Annotated in this window: 30 protein-coding genes; 17 read left to right on the forward strand and 13 right to left on the reverse strand. The window is 67.3% G+C overall.

Features of this window, described 5'->3' with window-relative positions; genetic code table 11:
* The first annotated feature begins 22 nt into the window (after window positions 1-22).
* From pstC to SAZ01S_RS09250, 9 genes are all read left to right on the forward strand, one after another.
* Entirely contained in the window at window positions 23-1399 is a 1377-nt protein-coding gene (pstC, locus tag SAZ01S_RS09210) for a phosphate ABC transporter permease subunit PstC (RefSeq protein ID WP_084582082.1), read from the forward strand.
* Window positions 1392-2702: a phosphate ABC transporter permease PstA gene (gene pstA / locus SAZ01S_RS09215; protein WP_084581977.1), complete on the forward strand. Its 1311-nt coding sequence runs from the start codon at window positions 1392-1394 to the stop codon at window positions 2700-2702. The genes pstC and pstA overlap by 8 nt, the downstream gene beginning before the upstream one ends.
* Window positions 2702-3478, forward strand: coding sequence for a phosphate ABC transporter ATP-binding protein PstB (gene pstB / locus SAZ01S_RS09220; RefSeq protein ID WP_084581978.1), 777 nt, complete (start codon window positions 2702-2704; stop codon window positions 3476-3478). The genes pstA and pstB overlap by 1 nt, the downstream gene beginning before the upstream one ends.
* Window positions 3478-4179, forward strand: a complete 702-nt coding sequence (gene phoU / locus SAZ01S_RS09225) for a phosphate signaling complex protein PhoU (protein ID WP_084581979.1) — start codon at window positions 3478-3480, stop codon at window positions 4177-4179. The genes pstB and phoU overlap by 1 nt, the downstream gene beginning before the upstream one ends.
* 9 nt (window positions 4180-4188) lie before the next feature.
* On the forward strand, window positions 4189-4881 hold the full coding sequence (gene phoB, locus SAZ01S_RS09230) for a phosphate regulon transcriptional regulator PhoB (protein ID WP_084581980.1): 693 nt from the start codon (window positions 4189-4191) through the stop codon (window positions 4879-4881).
* Between the two features lie 126 nt (window positions 4882-5007).
* Window positions 5008-5283 carry a hypothetical protein gene (locus SAZ01S_RS09235; RefSeq protein WP_084581981.1) on the forward strand — a complete coding sequence of 92 codons (276 nt, stop codon included), beginning with the start codon at window positions 5008-5010 and terminating at the stop codon, window positions 5281-5283.
* Between the two features lie 141 nt (window positions 5284-5424).
* Window positions 5425-5862 carry a hypothetical protein gene (locus SAZ01S_RS24005; protein WP_084581982.1) on the forward strand — a complete coding sequence of 146 codons (438 nt, stop codon included), beginning with the start codon at window positions 5425-5427 and terminating at the stop codon, window positions 5860-5862.
* A gap of 217 nt (window positions 5863-6079) precedes the next feature.
* On the forward strand, window positions 6080-6970 hold the full coding sequence (locus SAZ01S_RS09245) for an SDR family NAD(P)-dependent oxidoreductase (protein WP_084581983.1): 891 nt from the start codon (window positions 6080-6082) through the stop codon (window positions 6968-6970).
* Window positions 6971-7042: 72 nt separating this feature from the next.
* Complete coding sequence (locus tag SAZ01S_RS09250; protein WP_084581984.1) at window positions 7043-8149, forward strand: hypothetical protein; 1107 nt, start codon at window positions 7043-7045, stop codon at window positions 8147-8149.
* A 218-nt stretch (window positions 8150-8367) separates the two neighbouring features.
* Here the strand turns inward: SAZ01S_RS09250 and SAZ01S_RS09255 are convergent, their stop codons facing one another.
* Together SAZ01S_RS09255 and epsC are read right to left on the reverse strand one after the other, a co-directional pair.
* Window positions 8368-8706: a DUF2794 domain-containing protein gene (locus SAZ01S_RS09255; RefSeq protein WP_084581985.1), complete on the reverse strand. Its 339-nt coding sequence runs from the start codon at window positions 8704-8706 to the stop codon at window positions 8368-8370.
* Window positions 8706-9395 carry a serine O-acetyltransferase EpsC gene (gene epsC, locus SAZ01S_RS09260; RefSeq protein ID WP_084581986.1) on the reverse strand — a complete coding sequence of 230 codons (690 nt, stop codon included), beginning with the start codon at window positions 9393-9395 and terminating at the stop codon, window positions 8706-8708. Before epsC ends, SAZ01S_RS09255 begins: the two co-directional genes overlap by 1 nt.
* 154 nt (window positions 9396-9549) lie before the next feature.
* Between epsC and SAZ01S_RS09265 the strand changes: the two genes are divergently transcribed.
* The 5 genes from SAZ01S_RS09265 to SAZ01S_RS09285 all read left to right on the forward strand — a co-directional run bounded on the left by SAZ01S_RS09265 (window position 9550) and on the right by SAZ01S_RS09285 (window position 14380).
* Entirely contained in the window at window positions 9550-10326 is a 777-nt protein-coding gene (locus SAZ01S_RS09265; protein ID WP_084581987.1) for a sulfite exporter TauE/SafE family protein, read from the forward strand.
* A 116-nt stretch (window positions 10327-10442) separates the two neighbouring features.
* Window positions 10443-10823: an avidin/streptavidin family protein gene (locus SAZ01S_RS09270; RefSeq protein WP_084581988.1), complete on the forward strand. Its 381-nt coding sequence runs from the start codon at window positions 10443-10445 to the stop codon at window positions 10821-10823.
* Between the two features lie 268 nt (window positions 10824-11091).
* Window positions 11092-11655 (forward strand): alkyl hydroperoxide reductase subunit C, encoded by a 564-nt coding sequence (ahpC, locus tag SAZ01S_RS09275; RefSeq protein WP_084581989.1) that lies wholly within the window; start codon window positions 11092-11094, stop codon window positions 11653-11655.
* 134 nt (window positions 11656-11789) lie between these two features.
* Window positions 11790-13370 (forward strand): alkyl hydroperoxide reductase subunit F, encoded by a 1581-nt coding sequence (ahpF, locus tag SAZ01S_RS09280; RefSeq protein ID WP_084581990.1) that lies wholly within the window; start codon window positions 11790-11792, stop codon window positions 13368-13370.
* A gap of 56 nt (window positions 13371-13426) precedes the next feature.
* Complete coding sequence (locus tag SAZ01S_RS09285; protein WP_084581991.1) at window positions 13427-14380, forward strand: hydrogen peroxide-inducible genes activator; 954 nt, start codon at window positions 13427-13429, stop codon at window positions 14378-14380.
* Here the strand turns inward: SAZ01S_RS09285 and SAZ01S_RS09290 are convergent.
* The 6 genes from SAZ01S_RS09290 to SAZ01S_RS09315 are packed head-to-tail and all read right to left on the reverse strand — an operon-like array spanning window position 14377 to window position 17111.
* The gene (locus SAZ01S_RS09290; RefSeq protein WP_084581992.1) at window positions 14377-14691 is read right to left on the reverse strand and encodes a type II toxin-antitoxin system RelE/ParE family toxin; all 315 of its coding nucleotides are present in this window, start codon (window positions 14689-14691) and stop codon (window positions 14377-14379) included. The genes SAZ01S_RS09285 and SAZ01S_RS09290 overlap by 4 nt on opposite strands.
* Complete coding sequence (locus SAZ01S_RS09295) at window positions 14688-14957, reverse strand: ribbon-helix-helix domain-containing protein (protein WP_439951221.1); 270 nt, start codon at window positions 14955-14957, stop codon at window positions 14688-14690. The genes SAZ01S_RS09290 and SAZ01S_RS09295 overlap by 4 nt, the downstream gene beginning before the upstream one ends.
* 28 nt (window positions 14958-14985) lie before the next feature.
* On the reverse strand, window positions 14986-15423 hold the full coding sequence (locus SAZ01S_RS09300; RefSeq protein ID WP_084581993.1) for a molybdenum cofactor biosynthesis protein MoaE: 438 nt from the start codon (window positions 15421-15423) through the stop codon (window positions 14986-14988).
* Complete coding sequence (gene moaD / locus SAZ01S_RS09305; RefSeq protein ID WP_084581994.1) at window positions 15420-15677, reverse strand: molybdopterin converting factor subunit 1; 258 nt, start codon at window positions 15675-15677, stop codon at window positions 15420-15422. Before moaD ends, SAZ01S_RS09300 begins: the two co-directional genes overlap by 4 nt.
* A complete protein-coding gene (pgsA, locus tag SAZ01S_RS09310; RefSeq protein WP_084581995.1) occupies window positions 15677-16231 on the reverse strand; it encodes a CDP-diacylglycerol--glycerol-3-phosphate 3-phosphatidyltransferase in 555 nt (184 codons plus the stop codon). Before pgsA ends, moaD begins: the two co-directional genes overlap by 1 nt.
* Before the next feature lie 55 nt (window positions 16232-16286).
* Window positions 16287-17111 (reverse strand): APH(3') family aminoglycoside O-phosphotransferase, encoded by an 825-nt coding sequence (locus SAZ01S_RS09315; protein WP_084581996.1) that lies wholly within the window; start codon window positions 17109-17111, stop codon window positions 16287-16289.
* 89 nt (window positions 17112-17200) lie between these two features.
* Between SAZ01S_RS09315 and SAZ01S_RS09320 the strand changes: the two genes are divergently transcribed.
* On the forward strand, window positions 17201-18496 hold the full coding sequence (locus SAZ01S_RS09320) for an MFS transporter (RefSeq protein WP_084582084.1): 1296 nt from the start codon (window positions 17201-17203) through the stop codon (window positions 18494-18496).
* A 7-nt stretch (window positions 18497-18503) separates the two neighbouring features.
* Here the strand turns inward: SAZ01S_RS09320 and SAZ01S_RS24010 are convergent, their stop codons facing one another.
* From SAZ01S_RS24010 to rnr, 3 genes are all read right to left on the reverse strand, one after another.
* Window positions 18504-18668 carry a hypothetical protein gene (locus SAZ01S_RS24010; RefSeq protein WP_167693122.1) on the reverse strand — a complete coding sequence of 55 codons (165 nt, stop codon included), beginning with the start codon at window positions 18666-18668 and terminating at the stop codon, window positions 18504-18506.
* Window positions 18669-18775: 107 nt separating this feature from the next.
* The gene (locus SAZ01S_RS09325) at window positions 18776-19786 is read right to left on the reverse strand and encodes a LacI family DNA-binding transcriptional regulator (protein WP_084581997.1); all 1011 of its coding nucleotides are present in this window, start codon (window positions 19784-19786) and stop codon (window positions 18776-18778) included.
* Window positions 19787-19919: 133 nt separating this feature from the next.
* Window positions 19920-22163 (reverse strand): ribonuclease R, encoded by a 2244-nt coding sequence (gene rnr / locus SAZ01S_RS09330; protein WP_084581998.1) that lies wholly within the window; start codon window positions 22161-22163, stop codon window positions 19920-19922.
* Between the two features lie 141 nt (window positions 22164-22304).
* Between rnr and SAZ01S_RS24015 the strand changes: the two genes are divergently transcribed.
* Window positions 22305-22451, forward strand: a complete 147-nt coding sequence (locus SAZ01S_RS24015) for a hypothetical protein (RefSeq protein ID WP_167693123.1) — start codon at window positions 22305-22307, stop codon at window positions 22449-22451.
* Here the strand turns inward: SAZ01S_RS24015 and SAZ01S_RS09335 are convergent.
* Entirely contained in the window at window positions 22435-23034 is a 600-nt protein-coding gene (locus tag SAZ01S_RS09335; protein ID WP_084581999.1) for a TIGR02466 family protein, read from the reverse strand. The genes SAZ01S_RS24015 and SAZ01S_RS09335 overlap by 17 nt on opposite strands.
* Window positions 23034-24278 (reverse strand): threonine ammonia-lyase, encoded by a 1245-nt coding sequence (locus tag SAZ01S_RS09340; protein ID WP_084582000.1) that lies wholly within the window; start codon window positions 24276-24278, stop codon window positions 23034-23036. Before SAZ01S_RS09340 ends, SAZ01S_RS09335 begins: the two co-directional genes overlap by 1 nt.
* 57 nt (window positions 24279-24335) lie before the next feature.
* Between SAZ01S_RS09340 and SAZ01S_RS09345 the strand changes: the two genes are divergently transcribed.
* Window positions 24336-25991: an amidohydrolase gene (locus SAZ01S_RS09345; protein WP_084582085.1), complete on the forward strand. Its 1656-nt coding sequence runs from the start codon at window positions 24336-24338 to the stop codon at window positions 25989-25991.
* Window positions 25992-25995: the final 4 nt, after the last annotated feature.

The raw sequence follows: 25995 nt of genomic DNA on the forward strand, positions 1-25995 counted from the left end.
ACAACGCTGAAGTGGTTGTTTGGTGAACGTTTTCGCGCTTTCCTTCATGATCCTGGGGCTGGGCCTGATCGGCTGGCTCACGGCCCGGGCGCGGGCGGCGCGCTTCGATCGCGGGGGGCGCAAGCGGCTGCATTCGCTGCCGGCCCAGCATGGCTGGTATGTCGGCATGTGGACGATCCTGCCGCCCTTGCTGTTCCTCGCCATCTGGTCGGCGGTGAGCCCGTCGCTGGTCCGCCAGACCGTGCTGCAGAGCCCCGCCGCGGCAGGCCTCTCCGACTTCGCGTTCGAGCGCGATTCGGTGCTCGCCCAGGCGCGCGCGATCGCCGAGGATCCCTTTGCCGGCGACGGCGATCCGCTCGCCCAGCAGCTCGCGCCGGTCGTCGGGGCGACGCGGACGCGCTACGCCTGGATCGGCAGCGCGGCGGCGATCCTGCTCGCCTTTGCCGGCGGGGCCTTTGCGATCAGCCGCATCCGCCCCGATTTTCGCGCGCGTTCGAAGGTCGAACGGACGCTGATGATGGGGCTGCTGGTCGCCTCGCTGATTGCCATCTTCACCACGCTCGGCATCTTCGTCTCGCTGTTCTGGGAATCGACGCGGTTCTTCGAACAGGTGCCGATCACCCAATTCCTGTTCGGCACCCATTGGAGCCCGCAGGTGATCGACGCCAAGAACCCCGGCGCCTCGCTGGGGGCGGTGCCGCTGTTCTGGGGGACCTTCTTCATCGGCGCGGTGATCGCGATGCTGGTCGCCATCCCGTTCGGGCTGATGAGCGCGGTGTACCTCACCCAATATGCGTCGGCGACGACCCGCCGCTGGATGAAGCCGACCCTGGAGATGCTCGCCGGCGTCCCCACCGTCGTCTATGGCTATTTCGCCGCGCTCACCGTCGCGCCGGCCGTGCGCAAGCTCGCGGTATTGCTCGGCGACCCCTTCGCCTCGTCCGAAAGCGCGCTGGCCGCCGGCCTGGTGATGGGCGTGATGATCATCCCGTTTGTCTCCTCGATGGCGGACGATTCGCTCGCCGCCGTGCCGACCGCGATGCGCGACGGCAGCCTGGCGATGGGCGCCACCACCAGCGAGACGATCTCGCGCGTGCTGGTGCCCGCCGCGCTGCCCGGCGTGGTCGCGGGCGTGCTGCTCGCGGTGAGCCGCGCGATCGGCGAGACGATGATCGTGGTGATGGCCGCTTCCGGCGCGGCGACGATCACACTCAATCCGCTGCAGAGCGCCACCACCGTCACCAAGCAGATCGTCGACCTGCTGACCGGCGAAGCCGAGTTCGACAGCCCGAAGACGCTCGCCGCCTTCGCGCTCGGCCTGACGCTGTTCATCATCACCCTGCTGCTCAACATCGTCGCGCTGCGCGTCGTGAAGAAGTATCGCGAAGCCTATGACTAAGCCCGCCTCCCCGGCTGCCCATGCGCCCGAGCGCCAGCCGACCGACTGGAAGAGTGCGGCGATGCAGAAGCGCATCCGCCGCCGCTACGCCGCGGAACGGCGCTTCCGCATGCTGGGGGCGGGCGCGGTGATCGTCTCCGCGGCATTCCTCGCCTTCCTGCTGGTCACCATGGTGGCGCAGGGCTGGCGCGGCTTCACCGCGACCGAGCTGGCGCTGCCGCTCGACCTCAAGGCGGCGCAGCTCAAGGTCACCCGCGAACAGCTGAACAGCCCCGCCGCCGATCTCGCGCTGGCGAGCGGCGGACTCGAAGAGGCGGTGCAGAACGCCGCCGTCACCGCGTTCGGCCCCGATGGCGCGAGCTTCCTCGCCCCCAGCGCCTGGGTGTGGGTGCGCGACGCGGTGAAGCGCGATCCGTCGCTGCTCGAGCGGCGTGCGACCATCAATGTGCCCGCCGCCACCGGCTTCGACCAGGCGCTGACCGGCGACGGCGATGCCGCGATGGAAGCGGGCGTCGCCCGGCTGACCCGGCAGAACGCAATCCGCCGCGGCTTCAACTGGACCTTCCTCCACGAATCCGACTCCACCGATCCGGTCGCGGTCGGCATCTGGGGGGCGCTCAAGGGCTCGCTGATGACGATGGCGATCACCTTCCTGATCGCCTTCCCGGTCGGCGTGCTCTCGGCGATCTATCTCGAGGAATATGCGCCGAAGAACCGCTGGACCGACCTGATCGAGGTGTCGATCAACAATCTCGCGGCGGTGCCCTCGATCATCTTCGGCCTGCTCGGGCTGGCGGTGTTCCTCGGCACCTGGGAAATCGGCGGCCGCGTCTATGGCCCGATGCTGCCGCGCTCGGCGCCGATCGTCGGCGGTGTCACGCTGGCGCTGATGATCATGCCCGTGATCGTGATCGCCAGCCGCAACGCGATCAAGGGCGTGCCGCCGTCGATCCGCGACGCCGCACTGGGCATCGGCGCGAGCCCGATCCAGGTGGTGTTCCACCATGTCCTGCCGCTCGCGCTGCCCGGCATCCTGACCGGCACGATCATCGGCATGGCCCGCGCGCTGGGCGAGACCGCGCCGCTGCTGCTGATCGGGATGCGCGCCTTCATCGTCACCCCGCCGGGCAGCTTCACCGATCCCGCGACCGTGCTGCCGGTGCAGATCTTCCTGTGGTCGGACGAAGTCAGCCGCGGGTTCGTCGAGAAGACGAGCGCGGCGATCCTGGTGCTGCTCGCGGTGCTGCTCGCGATGAACGGGCTCGCCATCTACCTCCGCAACAAGTTCGAGACCCGCTGGTAATGACCGCCCTCTCCCCTGCCCCCCACAAGATGTCGGCTCGCGGCGTCAGCGTCTTCTACGGCGACAAACAGGCCGTGAAGGACGTCTCGATCGACGTCGACATGGACAAGGTGACCGCGTTCATCGGCCCGTCGGGCTGCGGCAAGTCGACCTTCCTGCGCACCTTCAACCGGATGAACGACACCATCGCCAGCGCGCGCGTGACCGGCGAAATCACGCTCGACGGTGCGGACATCTACGCCGACGACATGGACGTGGTGCAGTTGCGCGCCCGCGTCGGCATGGTGTTCCAGAAGCCCAACCCCTTCCCCAAGTCGATCTTCGAGAATGTCGCCTACGGGCCCCGCATCCACGGCCTGGCCGCGTCCAAGAGCGACCTTGAGGCGATCGTCGAGCGCTCGCTGAAGCGCGCCGGGCTGTGGGAAGAAGTGAAGGATCGCCTGTCCGACAGCGGCACCGCGCTGTCGGGCGGTCAGCAGCAGCGGCTGTGCATCGCCCGCGCGATCGCGGTCGACCCGGAAGTGATCCTGATGGACGAGCCGGCGAGCGCGCTCGATCCGATCGCCACTGCCAAGATCGAGGAACTGATCCACGAGCTGCGCGGCCGCTACGCGATCGTGATCGTCACCCACAACATGCAGCAGGCTGCCCGCGTCTCGCAGCGCACCGCCTTCTTCCATCTTGGCCAGCTGGTCGAATATGGAGAGACCGACAACCTCTTCACGGCGCCCCGCGAGGAGCGCACGAAGGACTATATCACCGGAAGGTACGGCTGATGGCATCGGGCCACGAGCATACGGTCAAGGCATTCGATCAGGACATCAGCCAGCTGCGCGCGCTCATTTCGCAAATGGGCGGGCTTGCCGAGCAGGCCATCTACGACGCGATGAAGGCGCTGCAGCGCGGCGACCTCGCGCTCGCCAAGACGGTGCGCAAGAAGGACAAGCAGATCGACGCGATCGAGGCGGAGCTGGAAAAGCTGATCGTCCGCGTCATCGCCCTGCGTGCGCCGATGGCCGACGATCTGCGCGAGGTGATCGCCGCGCTCAAGATCGCCGCGGTGATCGAGCGGATCGGCGATTACGCCAAGAACATCGCCAAGCGCGTGCCGATGATCCATGCCGAGGGCGAGGAGCGGATCGAGGCGATCTCGATCCTGCCGGCGATGGGCCAGCTCGCCGCCGACATGGTGCACGATGCGCTCGACGCCTTTTCCGCCCGCGATGCCCAGGCAGCGGCGGACGTGCATGCCAGCGACAATGCGCTCGACGATTTCTACGATTCGATCTTCCGCACGCTGGTGACCTTCATGGTCGAGAATCCGCGCACGATCAGCCAGGTGGCGCACCTGCTGTTCGTCGCCAAGAACCTGGAGAGGATCGGCGACCACGCGACCAACGTCGCCGAAATGGTCTATTTTGCCGCGACCGGGCACTATCTCGCGGACGGAGAAGCCGGCGAGAGCAGCGGGAGCTAAGGGGAATATATGGCACGGGTCAAAATGCTGCTGGTGGAAGACGATGCCGCGATCGCGGAGCTCGTCACCTGGCACTTCAAGCGCGAAGACTATGAGGTGAAGCACACCCCCGATGGCGAGGAAGCACTGCTGCTCGCCAAGGAAGCGACGCCGGACATCGTCCTGCTCGACTGGATGGTGGAGGGGCTCTCCGGCATCGAGGTGTGCCGCCGCCTGCGCCGCATGCCGGAAACGGCGAACGTGCCGATCATCATGCTCACCGCGCGCGGCGAAGAGGAAGACCGCGTCCGCGGGCTGGAGACCGGGGCCGACGACTATGTCACCAAGCCCTTCTCGCCGCGCGAGCTGGTCGCGCGGGTCGGCGCGGTGCTGCGCCGCGTGCGCCCGGCACTGGCCGGCGAAGCGCTCACCTATGCCGATATCGAGATGGACACGGTGGGCCACAAGGTCCGCCGCGGCGGCGAGGTGATCGCGCTGGGGCCGACGGAATTCCGCCTGCTCAAGCATTTCCTCGAGCATCCGGGCTGGGTGTTCTCGCGCGAGCGGCTGCTCGATGCGGTGTGGGGGCATGACAGCGACATCGAATCGCGCACCGTCGACGTCCATATTCGTCGCCTGCGCAAGGCGATCAACAAGGGGAACCGGCCCGACATCATCCGCACGGTGCGCTCGGCCGGCTACGCGCTCGACGCGGGGAACTGACCTGTACCCACGATGAACCGCGGAACTTTTCCAGGCTCCGCGGTTTTTCGGGAAACTTTCGGCAACTCCGGCGTTCGGCAGGCGGGTGTGAAACTGCGCACCCGTGTAGCTTTGCAGGAGACAGCCATGAAGCTGATTGCACTTGCAGCCGCGTTGACGCTTGCCAGCCCGGCACTTGCCCAGACCTCCCCCGTCAGCACCGCCCCCACCGCCCGCCAGCCTGGCGGCCTCGCACCCGCGACCATGTGGGTCAATGGACAGCCGCAGCCCGGGGATCGCGTGGTCTTTGAGCCGAACCGGCTTACCCCCAGCGAGGCCTTCCCGCCCCCGCCCCCGCGCGACCATTACCCGCTGTGCAAGCGCGGCCAGACCGACGAATGCCTGCAGCGGCCGAACCGCTGATCGCCGCCTGACCTGGCGCAGGGGAGCGTCCGGCGGGCGCCTCCCCTGCCACCTTCCGTCGCCTTCGCAGAAATACAGGTGCAACAAATTGCGTCCTGCGGACGTTCGCACCCTCGTCTTTGATGAAGAAGGAGACACAAGATGAAGTGGATGCTTCTCGCCTCGGCGCTGGCCCTTAGCGGCACTGCCATTGCCCAGAACATGCCGGCCCAGACGACGCCGGACCAGAGCCAGGCCCAGCCGGCGCCGATGCCCGGCCAGCCGACGCCGCAGACCGATCCCGCCGCCCCGCCCCCGCCGGCACCGATGAACGGCACCACCGGCGCAGGCGAAGCCACGCCGCCGCCCCCTCCGCCGCCGCCGCCGCCGGGTTCGGGCGTGGCCCCCTCGCCGCCCCCGCCGCCGGGCACGATGGCACCGGGCGCACCGCCGGCGCCGCCCGCACCGCCGCCTGCCGGTGCTGGGTCGCCGCCCGCCGCCGCGATGGCCGCGCCGCCGCCGCCGCCCGCCGATCCGGCCAGCTACCCGCCCTGCTCGCGCAAGGTGCAGGACCATTGCCGCCAGCGCGGCGGCAAGTAACGCCCAGGTGCACGGATAAGCACCGGTCGCTGCTTCACCATCGTCACCCCGGCTTCCGCCGGGATGGCGAGGCTGGCAGGTTGAGTCCGCGCTGAAATCTGGGTGCAGCCCCTTCTGCCGTTGCTCCCCTCCCGTGCGCGAGAGGGGAGCAAGGTTGGCGATCCGGCCAACCTTCCCTAAGGCTCTCCGTCAAAACCATGTTTGGAGAGCTTGCCCCATGACCATCCGTTTTGACGACCGCGTCGCCATCGTCACCGGTGCCGGCGGCGGAATCGGCCGCGCCTATGCGCTGGAACTTGCCCGGCGCGGTGCGCGGGTGGTGGTGAACGATCTCGGCGCCAGCCGCGACGGCTCGGGCCATTCCGATGCCGCGCGGGCGGTCGTCGCCGAAATCGAGGCGCTGGGCGGCGACGCGATCGCCGATGGCGGCAGCGTCACCGACGCGGCCGCGATGCGCGCCATGGCCGATGCCGCCACGGCGCGTTGGGGCCGCATCGACATCCTGATCAACAATGCCGGGGTGCTGCGCGACAAGAGCTTCGCCAAGATGACCCCGGAGGACTTCGCTTTCGTCGTCGACGTCCACCTGATCGGATCGGCCAACGCGACCAAAGCCGTGTGGGAAACAATGCGCGCGCAGGGCTATGGCCGCATCCTGATGACGGCATCGTCCACCGGTCTGTTCGGCAATTTCGGCCAGGCGAATTACGGCGCGGCAAAGCTCGGGCTCGCCGGGCTGACCAAGACCCTGCACCTCGAAGGCGCCAAGCACGGCATCCGCGTCAACACCATCGCCCCGGTGGCGGGCACGCGCATGACCGAGGATCTCTTCCCCGAAGCCGCGTTCGCCGCCTTCGCGCCGGAGCATGTCGCGCCCGCCGCGCTGTTCCTCGTCTGCGAGGATGCGCCGAGCAACATGATCGTCGGCGCCGGCGCGGGCGTGGTGCAGGCCGCCTATATCACGCTGACCCCAGGCGCGGTGCTGGCCGAACCCACGCCCGAGGCCGTGGCCGCGCAATGGGCGCAGATCACCGATCGCACCGGCGAGATCGTGCCGGCCTCGGGCGCCGAGCAGACCATGGCGATCCTCAGCAAGGTGCAGCGCTGACCGCTCCGCGCAGCACCGTATTGCTTATGCAATACACTTGTGCGAGATTCGGCGCTTCGAAGGAGAGTGCCGATGTATAGCGAAAGCGAACTGGCAGGCGCCGTCGAGGCGGGGGCACTCACCCCCGAAGCCGCGACGGCGTTCCGCAACTATGTCGCCGCCAGCCGGGCAACACCCGCGGTCGACGAGGAGCATTTCCGGCTGCTGAGCGGCTTCAACGACATCTTTGTTGCCATCGCAGCGGCGTTGATCCTGCTGGCGGTTGGCGAGCTTGGCGGCGCGCTGATACGCGGTGTGCTGGATGCGCGCATCGGCTCGCGGGCGGATGGCGCGAACATGATCGGCGGCGGCATCGCGGTGGCAGGCACGAGCTGGATGCTTGCCGAATATTTCACGGCGCGGCGCCGGCTTGCATTGCCGTCCATCCTGCTGCTGCTCGGCTTTGTCGGCGGGGCGGGTGCGACGATCGCCGGCGTGTTCGTCTACAACATCCCCTGGATCGAGCGCGTCCTTCCCGACGGCGCGGATCGCGACCGGGTGGCAGCCGTCGCCGCCATGCTCGCCGGCGGGCTCACCGCGGTGGCCGCGTGGGTGCACTGGCGCCGATTCATGGTGCCGATCACTGTCGCAGCCGGCGCGCTCGCCGTGGTTGGCGTGGCGATCGGGCTCCTGCTGTCCGTGGTGCCCGCTGCCAAGGACTGGGTGAACCCGCTACTGCTGGTCGGCGGCATCGGCACCTTCCTCGCGGCGATGCGCTGGGACATGACCGATCTCGAGCGCCGCACCCGCCGATCGGACGTGGCCTTCTGGCTGCACCTCGCCGCCGCGCCGCTGATCGCGCATCCGGTGTTCCACATGCTCGGCGTGTTCGACGGCGAGATCAGCGCACCGATGGCGGCGCTGGTCTTCGCGCTCTACCTGTTCTTCGCCTTCGTGGCGCTGGCGGTGGACCGGCGCGCGCTGCTCGTCTCCAGCCTCGCCTATGTGCTGTGGGCGATGTACTCGCTGTTCCACCAGAGCGGATCGATGGAACTGAGTGCCGCCTTCACCGGCTTGGTGATCGGATCGGCGCTGCTGTCGCTCTCCGCCTTCTGGCACCCGATGCGCCGTGCGGCCGTGGGCCTGCTTGGCGATCTTGCCCGGCGGCTTCCGCCGACCCAGCAGGGCGCGCTGGCATAAGGAGGCGCGTGTGCGTGTCGGGTGCGGGGGAAGCGCGATTGCGCCCCGGCAATGCCGGCACCGCAAATACCATCGTCATTCCCGGGCAGGCGGGAATCCATTGCCCTCGGCGCTGGGGGAAAGAACCGCACCTTCAGCGCCAATGGATCCCCGCCTTCGCGGGGATGACAAGGTACATTGCCGGACGCGATGCCCTTCCGGCGCAAAGCGACCTTCCCCTATTCTTCTACCAGCTTCATCAGCCGGCGCTCGACCGGCGCGAGGACGGGCCCGAGTTCGTGCCCGCGCTTGAGCACCGCGCCGCTTTCGTTGACCAGCGCCCACATGCCCTGGCGATTGCGCAGGCTCGGCCGCTTCTCGATCCGATATTCCGGCCGCTCGGCCGCGCGGCGGAAGGCGGCGAACGCGGCGAAGTCCTTCTCGAATTGCATCGCATAGTCACGCCAATGCCCGGCCGCGACCATCCGGCCGTAGAGATCGAGGATCCGGTTGAGTTCGAGGCGGTCGAAGCCGACCTGCTCGGGGCGAACGATAGGAAGCGGGGTGACGGTCCCCATCAGGCCCGGTCGCGCCGATCGGCCTCGGCGTCGCGCTCGGCGATCATCGCGTCGAGCCGCTTGCGCAGCGTGTCGATCTCGCAGCGCATCAACTCCAGCTTCTGGGTGGAGGGATCGAACACGTCGCTGCACGGCGTGCCATAGGGCACGAAATCCTTCTGCCACGCCACCGCTTCGACCAGCGTCGGCTTGGCGGGAATGCCCACCATCACTGCGCCCGGCGCGACGTCCTTGGTGACCACGGCATTGGCGCCGATCCGCGCCCGCTCGCCGACCGTGATGGGCCCCAGCACCTGCGCGCCCGATCCGATGATCACCCCGTCGCGCAGCGTCGGATGGCGCTTGCCGCCCACGCCGTTGTCGGGGCTGGTACCGCCCAGCGTCACGCACTGATAGATGGTCACGTTGTCGCCGATCACCGCGGTCTCGCCGATCACGACAAAGCCATGGTCGATGAAAAAGTTGCGGCCGATCGTCGCACCCGGATGGATGTCGATCGCGGTCATCCAGCGCGACCAGTGATTGACCAGCCGGGCGAGGAAGAAGAAGCGCCGGCGGAACAGCGCATGGGCGATGCGGTGATAGCCCAGCGCCCAGACGCCCGGGTAAAGCAGAATCTCCAGCCGGCTCCGTGGCGCGGGATCGCGCGCGCGGATCGAATCGAGATAGCCCTTCAGACGCGTCAACATGGCCGGACCCCTTTATCACAGCGAAATAGGGCGGCATCCCCGGTTTTTCCAGCGCTGCCACGGCAAGGCCGGCAACCGCCATACACTATCGGGGTTGTAGGATTTGGCGGAACCGGCCATTTCGGGCAACCGAGCCGTCGCAACAGGGGCATGGATGTTCGCAGGAATCACGCTCGCCGAAATGCTGCCCTATGTCGCCGTCGGTTTTGCCGCCCAGTTGGTGGACGGGGCGCTCGGCATGGCCTTCGGGGTGATTTCCAGCACCCTGCTGGTGAGCGTGCTGGGCATCGCGCCCGCCACCGCCTCGGCCGGCGTGCATCTGGTGGAGACGATGACGACGGGCGTCTCGGGCCTCAGCCACGCGCTGCACCGGAACGTCAACTGGCGGCTGTTCGCGCGGCTGCTGGTCCCCGGCATGATCGGCGGCGTGCTTGGCGCCTATGTGCTCACCGCGCTCGACGCCTCGGTGACGCGGCCGTTCGTGATGGCCTATCTCTGCGCGATCGGGCTGTATCTGCTGTTCCGCGCCATCCGCTTCGCGCCGCACAACCGCGAGCCGAAGATCGTCGAGCCGCTGGGGCTCGCCGGCGGCTTCCTCGATGCCGCGGGCGGCGGCGGCTGGGGGCCGGTGGTGACCAGCAACCTGCTGGTGCAGGGCGCGCAGCCGCGCACCACGATCGGCACGGTCAATACCACCGAGTTCTTCCTGACGCTGACGATCTCCGCGACCTTCCTGTTCCACATCGGCGCGCAGGGCTTCACCCCCGATTTCTGGCACCCGGTGCTCGGCCTGCTGATCGGCGGGGTGGTCGCAGCCCCCTTCGGCGCGATGTTCGCCAAGCGCATGCCGGTGCGGCTGCTGCTCAGCCTGGTCGGCATCGTGCTGACCGCGACGAGCGCATTCAGCCTGTATCGGGCGATAACCGTATAGACATTCAAGAGAATCATCTTTTAACAACGTCTGTTTCTGACAAATATTTACCAGGTATCGACGAACAATCGCTTCCCATGATATTGTCCACACGACCTCGATGTGTGGAGTCGACAATGCTGCTCGAAAACACTCTGGCCCGTGCCACCAAGGGAACCGGCACCGCTTTCGACTTCACAGGGACGTGGACGAATGAGCTAGGCTCCACTGCAACCTTCGTGCAGACCGGTACATCCTTGAGCGGCAACTATGTTAGTGCGGTGAGCGAAGGCGGCAGCTCTGCCACCGGGACGATTACCGGGTTTGTCGATGGGGACCTGATCGCTTTTCTTGTCCAATGGGAGCAGTTCCAGGCAATTACTTCCTGGGTCGGGCAGCTCGTACCCAGCGCTGCGACGGCTACGATCACGACGCTATGGCAGATGACCAAGCAGGTCGACCCTGGAGACGAATGGGCTTCGATCAATGCCGGGGCAGATACCTTTCTGCGCACGTGAAGCGATCGCGGGACACCCCTTATCTTCTGCGCGGGCGACCTATACGCTCTAGACCCAGCTACCCGCGCAGTGCCGCCCAGCGCACCGCCAGTCGCCAGACGACGCCGTGTCGGTAGGGTTGGTCCATCTTTATGCCACTCTCGATCATAGCAGCCGCACTGAGTGACCCAGTCGATCACCCCAAGCGGGTCTTCCAATTTCACAGCGGGGTTGCAGCCGCCTATATCCGGCTTCGCAACAGCAACCCCCGTTCTGGAGGAACATACGCATGGCTCTTATCGGCAGCACCATCAAGCCGTTCACCGCACAGGCCTATAAGGAAGGCAAGTTCGTCGAAGTCACCGACGCCGACGTGAAGGGCAAGTGGGCGGTCTTCTTCTTCTACCCGGCGGACTTCACCTTCGTGTGCCCGACCGAGCTGGAAGACCTGGCCGATGTCTATCCGACCCTGCAGGGCATGGGCGTTGAAGTCTACTCGGTCTCGACCGACACCCACTTCAGCCACAAGGCGTGGCACGACACCTCGCCCGCGATCGGCAAGATCAACTATTACATGCTCGGCGACCAGAACCACACCATCTCGAACAACTTCGACGTGCTGCGTGCAGGCCAGGGCCTGGCCGATCGCGGTACCTTCGTGGTCGATCCGGACGGCGTGATCCAGATCATGGAAGTCACTTCGGAAGGCGTTGGCCGTAACGCCCAGGAACTGCTCCGCAAGATCAAGGCCGCGCAGTATGTCGCCGCCCACCCGGGCGAAGTCTGCCCCGCCAAGTGGGAAGAAGGCGCCGAGACCCTCGCGCCGTCGCTCGACCTGGTCGGCAAGATCTAAGACCCGATCCTCTTCGGAGGATCAAAGGCTACGGCGCCCGCCCCTGCCCCCCCCAACGCGGGCGCCGATCGCGGCCCGGAGCGGATCCCCCCTCCGCTTCGGGCCGTTTTAGTAGAAGATACAGGAGTTTCCCCATGCTCGACGCCACTCTGACGCAGCAGCTCAAGGGCTATCTCGTGAACATCCGCGAGCCGATCGAGCTCGTCGCCAGCCTCGGCGACGATGCCAAGTCGCGCGAGCTGGGTGAGCTGCTGGCGGCCATCGCCGCGCTTTCCGACAAGATCGACCTCGTCCACGCGGACGACCGTCGCAAGCCCAGCTTCCTGATCCGCCGCAAGGGCACCGATATCGGCGTGCGCTTTGCCGGCATCCCGATGGGGCATGAGTTCACCTCGCTGGTGCTCGCGCTGCTCCAGGTCGGCGGCCACCCCAGCAAGGCGGCGCGGGAGCTGATCGAGCAGGTCCGCAACATCGAGGGCGAGTTCAGCTTCGAAACCTATTTCTCGCTGTCGTGCCAGAACTGCCCGGACGTGGTGCAGGCGCTGAACCTGATGGCGGTGCTCAACCCCAATATCCGCCACGTCGCGATCGACGGCGCGCTGTTCAAGGACGAAGTCGAGGGCCGCAAGATCATGGCGGTGCCGACCGTGTACCTGAACGGCGAGCCCTTCGCCTCGGGCCGGATGGACCTGGAGCAGATCGTCGCCAAGATCGACACCGGCGCCGAAGCCCGCGCGGCCGAGAAGATCAAGCAGAAGGATCCGTTCGACGTGCTCGTCGTCGGCGGCGGTCCGGCCGGTGCGGCCGCGGCGATCTACACCGCGCGCAAGGGCATCCGTGTCGGCGTGGCGGCCGAGCGCTTCGGCGGCCAGGTGCTCGATACCATGGGCATCGAGAATTTCATCTCGGTCTCGCACACCGAGGGGCCGAAGCTCGCCGCCCAGCTCGAGCAGCATGTGAAGGATTATGACGTCGACGTCATGAACCTGCAGCGTGCCGAAAAGCTGATCCCGGCCAAGCGCGAGGGCGGCCTGCACGAAGTGGTGCTGGCGAATGGCGCGAGCCTGAAGGCCAAGGCCATCATCCTCTCCACCGGCGCGCGCTGGCGGCAGATGAACGTGCCGGGCGAGAACGAATACAAGAACAAGGGCGTGGCCTATTGCCCGCACTGCGACGGCCCGCTGTTCAAGGGCAAGCGCGTCGCGGTGATCGGCGGCGGCAACTCGGGTGTCGAGGCCGCGATCGACCTGGCCGGTATCGTCGCGCACGTCACGCTGATCGAGTTCGATAGCCAGCTGCGTGCCGACGCGGTGCTGCAGCGCAAGCTCGCCAGCCTGCCGAACGTGAAAATCCTCACCTCGGCGATGACCACCAAGGTCGATGGCGACGGCGAGAAGGTCTCGGGCCTCAGCTACAAGGATCGCAACAGCGGCGCCGAGCATGACATCGCGCTGGAAGGCATCTTCGTCCAGATCGGCCTGGTGCCCAACACCGAATGGCTGAAGGATGCGGTGGCGCTCACCAATCGCGGCGAGATCGAGATCGACGCGCGCGGCGAGACCAGCCAGCCGGGCATCTTCGCGGCGGGCGACTGCACCACCGTGCCGTACAAGCAGATCGTGATCGCGATGGGCGCGGGTTCCACCGCCGCGCTCTCGGCGTTCGATTACATGATCCGCCTGCCGGCCGAAGAACTTCAGGCTGCTGCTGCCTGAGCCCCTGCGCTCCCCCGATCGTCCCTAGCGGTCGGGGGAGCGGCTATTCGCTTTCCATGTTCGATCCGGCCACTATATACCCGCCCTACCATCGAGAGAGGCGATCAGTGGCGCAAACCTACCTCCCTACCCTCAAGCAGCTGCAATATCTGGTGGCGCTCAACGACGCCGGCCATTTCGGTCGGGCCGCGGAGGCATGCTTCGTCACCCAGTCGACCCTGTCCGCCGGCATTCGCGAACTGGAGACGCTGATCGGCGTGGTACTGGTCGAGCGCACCCGCCGGGTGGTGCGCTTCACGCCGCTGGGAGAGCGGATCGTCGAGAAGGCACGCCGCGTGCTGCGCGAGGCGGACGAGTTGGGCGACCTCGCCCGCGCCGCCGGTCGGCCGCTCTCGGGCGAGATGCGGATGAGCGTCATCCCCACCATCGCGCCCTTCCTGCTGCCGCGCATCCTGCCGCGGCTCCGCCAGCAATATCCGGACCTCAAGCTCTATCTGCGCGAGGAAACCAGCGGCCAGGCCTGCGAGGCGCTGAGCCATGGCCGCACCGATTGCGTGCTGCTCGCTTTGCCCTTCTCCTGCGGCGACGTGGAGAGCGCCCGGCTGTTCGACGATCGACTGTTCGTCGCCTTCCGCGATGGGGAAATGGACCCGACGCCCGCGATCCACCCGGATGCGATCGACGAGACGCGGCTGCTGATGCTCGAGGACGGCCATTGTCTGAAGGACCATGCGCTGGCCGCCTGCAACCGGCCGGAGATGCGCGCCGAGGCGACGATGCTCGGCACCTCGCTCCACACCATGGTGCAGATGGTCGACAACGGCCTGGGGGTGACGATGCTGCCGGAGATGGCGGTGGATGCGGGCATCCTGGAGCACACCTCGGTCACCGCGCGGCCGCTCGACGCCGCCAATGCCTCCCGGCACATCGCACTGGTCTGGCGCAAGGCATCCCCCCGCGAGCGGGATTTCCGTCTGCTCGCGGACGTGCTGGCGGCCGCGCGGACCTAGGGCTCCCAGACGGCGCGCAGTTGCTCCAGCTGGTGCATGCGCTCGTGGAGGATGGTGACGATGCGGAGCTGGTCGCCGCTGCTCAACCGCCAATAGACGAAGTGGTGCTCGCAGCGGCAGAAATAGCCGTCCGCGCCAAATTCGGCACCTATCCTGCGCCAGACCATCCGACGATCGGCGATTGCGTCGAAACAGTCGAATAGCTTTAGATAGTAACGATCCGCCTGCTCGCGGCCCCATGTCGCATGAGTATAGGCGTAGATCTCGGCGATCTGCTCCTTCGCGAGCGGCGAGAGCTGGTCGCGACTCACCCGTGGCGCTGCCGCAGCTCTTCGAGGAAGGCATCGCGATCCACCTCGACATAGTCCTCGTCCGGTGTCGCGAAGGCGCGCTGCAGCTCGGCCTTGAGCGTCTCGAACATCTCGCGCTCGACGCGTTCCTTGTCGCGGCGGATCAGGTCGCGGACATATTCGCTGACATTCTCGTACAGCCCGTGCTCGCCAACGTTGCGCGTGACGAAGTCGCTCAGCGGGCCGGAGACTCGGACGTTAAGGTTCATCGGCTTGGTCATGCGCATACAGATATCATGGAATATCGTGTATAGGCTATAACCAGTGCGAGGCGGCCTCCGCATCCGTACCGCGCGGTTCCACCCAGCGCGTGCCGTCGGCGAGCCATTCGCGCTTCCAGAAGGGCGCGTCGGTCTTGAGGCGGTCGATGAGATAGGCGCAGGCCTCCAGTGCCTCGCGGCGATGCGCCGCCGCCGTGCCGACGAAGACGATGCGCTCGCCAGCCACCATCTTGCCGACGCGGTGGACGATGGTGACGCCGAGGAGGTGCCAGCGGTCGATCGCCGCCTCGGCCAGCGCGCACAGCGCCGCCTCGGTCATGCCGGGATAATGTTCGAGCTCCAGCGCCTCGACCCCGTCGTCGGTCCGCACCACCCCGGTGAAGGTGGCAACCCCTCCCGCCCCGCGCGCCTCCAGTGCGGCAACTTCGACGCCCAGCTCGATCGGCGCGGCATCGACCGAGACGCGGATCATCCGCCCGTCACCGGCGGAAAGATCGCGACTTCCCGCGCGCTCCCCAGCAACGCATCGAGCGGCACGAAGGTCTGGTCGATGGCGGCACGCAGCCTGGCCGGCTCGGCGAAGGCCGCGGCATGGCCATCGCTCTGCTGCGACAGCCAGTCGATCAGATCCGCCACGTTGCGTACCGCCTCGGGGGGGGCGACCCGCTCCTCGCCGGTCCCGATCCTCTCGCGCACCCAGGCGAAGTAGAGCATCGTGATCGCCATCAGCTGTCCATATGGCGCAGGCCGACGCGGAGATAGTCCCAGCCGGTGATCGCGGTCAGCACCGCCGCGCCCCATAGTGTCGCCAGCCCCACCATGAGCACCCAGTGCCAGTCCGGCAGCGCGCCCGACAGGATCAGCGCACCCAGCGAAACCAGCTGCAGCGTCGTCTTCCACTTGGCCAGCCGCGAGACCGGCACCGAGACCTGGATGCCGCCCAGAAACTCGCGCAGGCCGGAAACCGCGATCTCACGCAACAGGATCACCAGCGCGGCGATGATGTGCCAGTCGGCGATCACGCCCTTGCCGACCAGGATCAGGATCACCGCCGCGACCATGATCTTGTCGGCGATCGGATCGAGGAAGACGCCGAGCTTCGACACCGTCCCCTGCGCGCGCGCCAGATAGCCGTCGAAATAATCGGTGATGCCCATCAGGCAGTAGAGCGCGAAGGCGATCGCGAATCCGGGCGCCCAGTGCGGCCACCACAGGAACCCCACCAGCAGCGGCACCGCGAAGATGCGCGACAGGGTGAGAATGTTCGGCAACGTCAACATCGGCAAAGCCCTAGCACCGGCATCTCCGCAGCGGGAGGGCCAAAGGCCTGTCGGCTCAGAAGAATTCGTCGAGCCGCAGATGGAAGTCGAGCTTGGCGGGATCGAGCGGGATTCCATAGGCGTCCAGCATCGCCTCGGCCGCCGCCTCGCCGAATTCGGCAAGACTGTTCCAGAGGATGGCGAGGTCCTGCCAGCGATCGGCGACGCCGACCCGTCCCAGATCGATGCAGCCGGTCACCGCGCCGTCGACCACCAGCAGATTGTCGAGCGAGAAATCGCCGTGCGTCACCACCCGATCGAACTGCGCGGGGAGCGCTGCCAGCATCTCGTCCCAGACCTGCCGGGCCGAACGGCCGAGGCGGCACGCGTCGAACTCGGTCTCGTCGACCAGGCCGGCCTCCATCCGCTCGCGCGCGGCGGCAAGGCGAAGCGCGTGATCGGCGTTGAACGGGCATTGTTCGGCAGGGATCGCATGCAGCCGGCGGAGGAAGCGCGCGAGCGATGCCGCCAGCGCAGGCGCGGCGGCGGGATCCGCGTCCAGCAGCTGATAGGCGGTGCGGCCAGGCAGGCGTTCGCTCAGCATCCAGCCGCTGTCCGCGCTCAGCCCGAAGCCGTGCAGCCGCGGCACCGGCACCCTTCCGCGCAGCCAGCGCAGCCGCACCATTTCGTCGACCAGATCACCGAGCGTCGCGTCCCCGGCCATCTTGAGATAGAGGTCCGGCACCCCCGGCCGCGCCAGCCGATAGACCTCGCAGCCGGACTCGCCGACCCGATCGCGGAACCACGCGCGCCCCGCCACCGCCTTCGCCAGGGCCGCCGGCACCAGCACGGCACCGACCGCTTCTTCCCTCGACACGTTCTCCACCCGTTCTCCATCCATACCGATTAATCGATTGAAGCCGCGCCCGCCGCTCGGTATGCCGCCCCTTCACCGTGCGGAACAACCGCAGCGAGGGGAGCTATTATCGAATGATCGGTGCGCTCGGGCTTATGAAGGAGCGCCGCTTCCTGCCCCTTTTCATCACGCAGTTCCTGGGAGCGTTCAACGACAACCTCTTCAAGAACGCGATGATTTTTTTCGCGACCTACCAGATCTTCAATTCGGTGGAGGAAGAGACCCGGTTCAGCGCCATCGCGACCGGCATCTTCATCCTGCCCTTCTTCCTGTTCTCCGCCCTTGCCGGGCAACTCGCCGACACGCATGACAAGGCGAAGATCATGCGGATCATCAAGGCCGCCGAGGTGGGCATCATGCTCGTCGGCGCGGCCGGCATCTTCCTCAAGAGCCTGCCGCTGATGCTGGTCGCGCTGGTCGGCATGGGCGTGCACTCGACCTTTTTCGGGCCGATCAAGTATGCGGTGCTGCCGCAGCACCTGGCCGAGGACGACGTGCTGGGCGGCACCGGCATGATCGAGGCGGGCACCTATGTCGCGATCCTGTGCGGCACCATTGCCGGCGGGCTGATCAGCGCGCATGCCGCCGCCTTCGCGGTGATCGGCGTCGCGATCACCGGCTGGCTGGCGTCGCTCAAGATCCCGCCCGCGCCACCGCTCACCCATCTCGAGATCGACCTCAACATCTTCCGCGCCTCGGCCCGGCTGATCTCGGCGACGATGCACATCCGCCGGCTGTTCCTGGCGATCGTCTCGATCAGCGTGTTCTGGTCGATCGCGGCGGTGCTGGGCGTGCTGTTCCCGCCGCTGGTCAAGAACGTGTTCCACGCCCAGAAGGACGTGGCGAGCGTGTTCCTCGGCATCTTCTCGATCGGCATCGCGATCGGATCGGTGATCATCAACAAGCTGCTGAAGGGCAATGTCTCGGCGCGCTACTGCGTGCCTTCGGTGCTGGCGATGACCGCGTTCGTCGTCGATTTCCACTTCGCCGCCAAATATTGGCCGGTGCACGACGGGCCGCTGCTCAAGACCATGGCCTTCGTCCAGATGCCGCAGGCGTGGCACGTGCTGGGCGATCTGGCGATGATCGCGATCACCGGCGGCATGTTCGTGGTGCCGCTCTACGCCTTCCTCACCACCACGGTCGAAAAGTCGCAGACCGCGCGTACGGTGGCGGCAAACAACGTCGTCAATTCGGGCGCGATGGTGCTGGGATCGGTCGGCATCTTCGCCTTCACGCGGATCCCGGGCGTGAGGGTCGAGGATTGCCTGTGGGTGGTGGTCGCGCAGGCGCTCGCCTCGGCCTGGTGCGCGCGGCGCCTGTACCGCGAAGGCGATGTCCCCCGCTCGGGCGACACCCCCGCGGCCTGAGCGCGGCCTACAGCAGGAACGTGTAGAAGCAGACGAAGAAGGCGGTGAAGCTCAAGGCGAAGAGCTTCACGTCGCCATCCTCGCTCGCCTTGCGCTGGCGGGCGATCACCTGCCGCACATGGCGGCGGAACGGATGGCGGCGGGCACCGCGCAGGGCGAACGGAACGGACATGGCGTAAGGTTAACGCGCCGTTTAGGATTTTGCCCAGCGACAATCATGGTTAACGCCGCGCCGGGGCGGGCGAATGTCCCGTTGCGGAACGGCAGCAGTGCCGCAGCTCAGCCCTTGGGCGCGGGCCCGGTGGTCGCGCGGACCTTGAGTTCGTGGTCGAGCATCACCTGCGGCGTCACCGCATTGCCGGCCAGCATCAGATCGGCGGCGGCATAGGCCAGTTCGCGCACCGGCTGGCGGATGGTGGTGAGCGGCGGCCACACCGCGCGTGCCAGATCCGAATCGTCGAACCCCGCGATCGACAGCGAGTCTGGCACGGCGATGTCCGCCTCGTGCGCCGCGGCCAGCGCGCCGGCGGCCATGTCGTCATTGCCGGCGAAGATCGCGGTCGGTCGGGGCTCGCGTGCGAACAATGCCCGTGCCGCCGCCCCGCCCGACTGGAAGCTGTAGTCGCCCGCGATGACCAGCGCCGGATCGAAGGCGATGCCGTGCGCCTCCAGCTCCTGGCGATAGCCGGCAAGGCGATCCGCCGACGAGACATGGCTCTCCGGGCCGCGGATGAAGGCGATGTGGCGATGGCCGAGGTCGATCAGGTGCCGCGTGATCTCGCGGGCGGCGGCAACGTCGTCCATCGTGGTTGCGAGACCGTGATCCTTGCGCAGGCCGGGCGCGATCCGGACATAGGGCAGCTTGCGCTTGTCGAGCGCCTCGAGCAGTTCGGGCATCTCGGTCAGCGGCGGCGACAGGATCAGCCCGTCGAGATGCGCCTCGTCGACCAGCGCCAGCACGTCCGGCACCAGATCGCGCGCGGCGCTCTCCACCGGCTGCATCAGCAGGCGGTAGCCAAGCTCGTGGCAGCGCTCCAGCGCGCCGGCCTGGATGTGGAACACATAATAGGGGCTGGGATTGTCATAGAGCAGCGCCACCTGGAACGAGCGCCGCCCCGCCAGCGTCCGCGCGGCGTGGCTGGGCCGGAAGTTGAGCTGCGCCACCACTTCCTCGACGCGCCGCCGCGTCTCGTCGCTGACATGCTTCTCGTTGTTGAGCACCCGGGAGACGGTCTTGAACGACACACCCGCGATCTTCGAGACTTCCTTGATCGTCGGGCGGCTGGACATCGGCACTCCTCGTTGGCTTACGCACATTTCGGCATTGCAACATGCTCTCTTTGACAGCTTGTAGCGCGCCTGTTTCGGCTTTGCACTGACTTTGGACAGCGCTGCCAAGCGAGCGGCCCGGCAGCGCCCCGCCTCAGCGCTTGCGGCCCTGGTGGCGGATGTTGCCGGGGCGGCCGCGGCGGTGGATCACCCGCTTCGGCGCCCCCTTGCCCGGGCGGCCGGTGCGCTGGGGACCGCCCGCCGATCCCTTGCCGTCGGGCAGCTCGAAGCGCAGCGCGCCGGACACGGGGTTCGCCTCGACCAGCCGCAGTTCGATCCGCTGGCCGAGGGTGAATTCCTCGCCGCTATGCTCGCCGACCAGCCGCTTGCCGGCCTCATCATAGTGGAAATACTCGGCTCCCAGGTCACGTGCCGCGACCAGTCCATCCCCGCCGATGCCCTCGACGGTGGCGAAGAAGCCGAAATTCTGCACCCCGGTGATCCGCGCCGACAGGACCTCCCCGACATGCGCGGCGAGATAGGCGGCGACATAGCGGTCGATCGTCTCGCGCTCGGCCTCCATCGCGCGCCGTTCGAGCTGACTGATCGACTGGCCGATCCGGTCCATGCTGCCCGCTTCCTCGGCAGTCAGACCGCCCGGCCCCAGCCGATAGGCATCGACCAGCGCACGGTGCACGATCAGATCGGCATAGCGGCGGATCGGCGAGGTGAAGTGGGCGTAGGAACCGAGCGCCAGCCCGAAATGGCCGACATTCTCCGGGCCGTAATAGGCCTGGGTCTGGGTGCGCAGCACCTGCTCCATCACCTGCGGGCGGAAATCCTCCTCACCGATGCGATCGAGAATGCGGTTGAACGTCGCCGGGCGAATCACCTGGCCGAGCGCAAACTCGATCTCGAAGGTCTTGAGATATTCCTTCAGCGCGGTGAGCTTCTCGCGCGCCGGCGGCTCGTGGATACGGTACATCACCGGGGTCTTCTTCGCCTCCAGCGCCTTGGCGGCGGCGACGTTGGCGGCGATCATGTAATCCTCGATCAGCTTGTGCGCATCGAGCCGCTCGCGCGGTGCCACCGAAAGGATGCGCCCCTTCTCGTCGAGCACGATGCGGCGCTCCGGCAGGTCGAGATCGAGCGGCTCGCGCTTCTCGCGCGCGGCGTTGAGCGCGTGCCAGCAGTCCCAGAGCGGGCGCAGCGCCGTTTCGGTTAGCGGGTTGTCGAGATCGCCATCAATCGCCGCCTGCGCATCCTCATACGCGATATTGGCCGCCAGCCGCACGACCGCGCGGGTGAAGCGCCAGCTCTTGAGCGAACCGCCCTTGGTCACCTGCAAGTGGCAGACGAGCGCGGCGCGATCGACGTCTTCCTTCAGCGAGCAGACGTCCGCCGACAGCACTTCCGGCAGCATCGGCACGACACGATCGGGGAAATAGACCGAATTGCCGCGTTTCCGCGCCTCGCGGTCCAGCTCCGAGCCGGGGCGGACGTAGAAGGACACGTCGGCAATCGCGACGATCGCCTTCCACCCGCCCTCGTTGGCGGGATCCTCGTCGGGCGTCGCCCAGACGGCATCGTCATGGTCACGCGCATCGGCGGGGTCGATCGCGACGATCGGCAAATGCCGCAGATCCTCACGTCCCTCGCCCAGCGGCTGCCGGGCGACGCGCTCGGCCTCTTCCAGTAGTTCTTCCGAAAACACGTTCGGGATGCCGTGGCGATGGATCGCGATCAGCGAGAAGCTGCGCGGCGCGAAGGGATCGCCCAGCCGTTCCACCACCCGCGCGGTGATCCGCGGCGGCCGGCCGGCCTTCTCGGCCAGCACCAGGTCGCCCACTTCGGCGCCGCCGGCATCCGACACCGGCCAGTTGCGCCGCTCCTTCTTCTCCACGCCCTGCAGCCAGAGCTTGCCGCCCTCCTCGTGCAGCACGCCGAGCATCAGCTCCTCGCCGCGGGCGAGGGTCTTCATCGGATGCGCGATCCAGCCGTTGCCGGCCTCTTCGGTGCGGGCGAGGATGCGGTCCCCCACGCCCAGCGCCGAGCGCTTGCCGCGCATCTCGCGGACACGGAGCCGGGGTGCCGGCACATGCTCGGCCTCCCAGCGCTCGGGCACCGCCCAGGTGGTGTCGCCGTCGGCATCGGTGATCCGCAGCACGGTCACCTTGGGCAGCCCGCCCATCTTGTGGAAGGCGCGGCCGGGGGCGACGTCGATCAGCCCCTCGTCGCTCATGTCCTTCAGCAGCGCCTTGAGCAGGATCTTGTCCTGCGCGCTCAGCCCGAACGCCTTGGCGATCTCGCGCTTGCCGGCGGGCGTGTTGGAGGATGCGATGAAATCGAGAATCTGCTGCCGCGTCGGCAACCCTGCGCTTGTTCTGTTCTTAGCCATTGACCGCCAACATAGGCGCGATCCGGGCAGACGTCACCTGCGCCAGCGCCCTGGCCTCCGTAAAAGCGCGGGACAGACCGAAGTTACCACCCTCTTCACTATAATGGACTGTGGATCCTGTGTGTTTTGAGGAGTCCGTCCATGGCTATTTCGCGTTGTCTATTGATCGGTGCCGCGCTCGGCACCTGCGTGGCGTTCGTTGCGCACACCACGAAACCGCACCACGCCAAGCCCGTGCGGCCGGTGATGCAGGTCGCGGCGCTGGAGCGCGTTACCAGCGATAGTTGAAGCTGACGCTGATCCGCTTGTCCTTGCCGTTTCCGGGCGGGACTTCGTGGCGCAGCCAGCTTTCCCAGAGCAGCACCGTGCCGACGTCCGGCACCACTTCGATGAATGGTTGGAGTGATTCCGGCGCATCGGGCCGCCGCGTCGGCGCGGCCATCATCATCGCGAGGCGCGGATCCTCCAGCTTGAGCCCGCGCGCACCCTGCGGCAGCGCCACATAGACGGTGCCCGAGACGACGCTGTGCGGGTGGATATGCGCGCCGTGCCCGCCCTTGCCGTCGAGCACGTTGACCCAAAGGCTGTCGAGCTTGAGCTTGCGCCCGCCCAGATCGAACGCGCAGGCCTCGGCGAACTTCGCCACATGCTTGTCGAGCAGCCGCTTCAGGTCCGCAAAGGCCGGATCGCGGATCGGCAGGTCGTTCAGCGAGGCATAGCTGGTATAGCCGCGATAGTGATTCTCGCGGCACCAGCGGCGGCCGGCGCTGTCGTCCTCGGCCAGTTGCAGGCACGAGGCTTCGAGATCTGCAACCAGCGCATCGTCGCCCAGCGGCTGCTGGTAGAGCAGGGTCGAAAACAGCGTGCGCATCAGGCGGACTCGACCATGCTCACTTCATACTGCGCACGGCGCAGCGCGGTGATCAGTCGATCGAGATGGTTGCGGTCGCGCGTCTCGCACTCGATGTCGGTCACCAGCCCCTTGGCGGGCAGCGAGGTGAACACCCGCTGGTGATACACCTCGATGATGTTGACGCCCTGCTCGTGGAAGATCCGCGCGACATGGAACAGCGCGCCGGGGCGGTCCTGCAGGCGGATGCGCAGCCGTGCGAGGCGACCTGAACGGGCGAGGTCGCGCAGCAGCACGTTCGCCAGCAGCCGCGTATCGATATTACCGCCGCACAGGATGGTGCCGACGGTCTTGCCCTTGAAGCGCTCGGGCTCGGAGAGCAGCGCGGCGAGGCCCGCGGCCCCTGCCCCTTCGACCACCGTCTTCTCGATCTGGAGCAGCAGGCTCACCGCCTCTTCCAGCCGCCGCTCGCCGACCAGCACGATATCGTCGACCAGCGCCTCGACGATCTTCGCCGTCATGGTGCCGGGATACTTCACCGCGATACCCTCGGCGAGCGTGTCGCCTGCGCATGGCATCTCGGTATGGTGGATACGGTTGTACATCGACGGATAGAGCTCGGCCTGGACGCCCAGCACCTCGATCGGCCGGTCCTGCGCCTTGGCGACCACCGCCGCGCCCGAGATCAGCCCGCCGCCGCCGATCGGCACGACCAGCGTGTCGATGCCCGGCACGTCCTCGAGCAGTTCCAGCGTCGCGGTGCCCTGCCCCGCGATCACACGGGGATCGTCGAACGGGTGGATGAAGGTGAAGCCGCGCTCCGCTTCCAGTTCGCGCGAATGCGCATAGGCGGCGTCGAAGGTCTCGCCGTGAAGCACGACATTGGCGCCGTGGCCTTCGGTCTGGGTGACCTTCACGATCGGCGTGTTCTTGGGCATCACGATCGTGCTGGGGATGCCCAGTCGCGTCGCGTGATAGGCGAGGCCCTGCGCATGGTTGCCGGCCGAAGCGGCAATCACGCCCTTGGACCGCGCCTCCGCATCCAGTTGCAGCAGCGTGTTGAGCGCGCCGCGTTCCTTGTAGGCGGCGGTGAACTGGAGGTTCTCGAACTTGAGGTACACGTTCGCGCCGGTGAGCTGCGAGAGGGTGCGGCTGTGCAGCGTCGGCGTGCGCACCACCGCGCCCGAAATTCGCTCGGCCGCCGCACGAACATCGGCGATGGACACGGGGAGCGATGCGGGCGCTGGTGCTGCTTTGGTAGCCATAGCCTTCCCGCCTAGACCATCTGGCGCGGCAGGGGAACAGGCCCTATGCCCTCGCCCATGTTCACCCGCCTCAAGCGGCTTGCCGCCGCCACCGCCCTGCTGCTCGCGCCAGTGGCGCATGCCGATGGAATCGTTGACAATGTCAACGGCATCACGCTCGACGCGCACGGCGCGGTGGTGCGCTTCGAGGCGCTGCAGATCGATCCCTATGGCAAGGTCGTCGCGGTCTATGCCAAGGGGCAGAAGCGGCCGAAGAAGCTGGTCTGGCGGCTCGACCTCAAGGGCGCGACGATCGTGCCGGGCATGATCGACGCGCATGGCCATGTGATGGACCTCGGCTTCCAGCTGCTCCACCTCGATCTCGCCGCCGCGACCAGCCTGGACGACGCGCTCGCGCGTACCCGTGCCTATGCGGCGAAGAGCCGCGGGCAGTGGATCGTCGGTGGCGGCTGGAACCAGGAGAGCTGGCGGCTGGGCCGCTTCCCGACCGCGGCCGAGCTGGATCGTGCGGTCAGCGATCGGCCGGTGTGGCTCGACCGGGTAGACGGCCATGCCGGCTGGGCGAACAGCAAGGCGCTGGCGCTGGCCGGCATCACCGCCGCCACCAAGGATCCCGCCGGCGGACGCATCGAGCGCGATGCCGCCGGCAATCCGACCGGGGTGCTCGTCGATGCCGCGGCCGATCTGGTGATCAAGGTGATCCCCAAATCGACCCCGCGCGAACGCAACGCTGCCTTCCTCGCCGCGCAGGAGCAGTTGCTCTCGCTTGGCATCACCGCCACCGCCGACATGGGCACCACGATCGACGATTGGGAGACGATGCGCGCCATGGCCGATATCGGCCAGCTGCACCTGCGAATCCTGAGCTATGGCCGCGGCGTGGAGACCGCGCTGCGCGTGGCCGGTGCCGGGCCGACGCCGTGGCTCTATGACGATCGGCTGCGGATGGGCGGCATCAAGCTGCTCGCCGACGGCGCGCTGGGGTCGCGCGGCGCATGGCTCAAGGCCGACTATTCGGATGCGCCGGGCAACAAGGGGCTGGGCTTCTACAGCGACGACCAGCTGCTCAACCTGATGGCGCGCGGCGCGATGGACAATTTCCAGATCGCCGTCCACGCGATCGGCGACCGCGCCAACCAGCAGGTATTGGACGCCATCGAGATCCTGTCCGAGACCTACAAGGGCGATCGTCGCTGGCGGATCGAGCATGCCCAGATCCTCGATCCCAAGGACCTGCCGCGCTTCGCCAAGCTCGGCACCATCGCCTCAATGCAGCCGGTCCATCAGACCAGCGACCGGCTGATGGCCGAGGCGCGGCTGGGGCCGGACCGGCTTGCCGGCGCCTATGCCTGGCGGACGCTGCTGCAGGACGGCACGCACCTCGCCTTCGGTTCGGACTATCCGGTCGAGAGCCCCGACCCCTGGGCCGGCTGGGCGGCGAGCTTCACCCGACAGGATGCGAGCGGCAACCCGCCGGGCGGCTGGCGCCCCGAGGAGAAGCTCACCCGCGAGCAAGGCTGGGCCGGCTTCACCATCGGCGCGGCCTATGCGAGCTTCGCCGAGGACAAGATCGGGCGGCTGGCGCCGGGGCTGTGGGCGGACTTCCTGATCCTCGACCGCGATCCGCTGACCGCCTCGCCCGCCGAACTGCGCGGCACCAGGGTGGTCGAGACCTGGGTCGGCGGGCGCCGCGCCTGGGGGAAGAAGCCGTAACGCG

This window comes from Sphingomonas azotifigens NBRC 15497 (assembly GCF_002091475.1).
Lineage (GTDB): Bacteria > Pseudomonadota > Alphaproteobacteria > Sphingomonadales > Sphingomonadaceae > Sphingomonas > Sphingomonas azotifigens.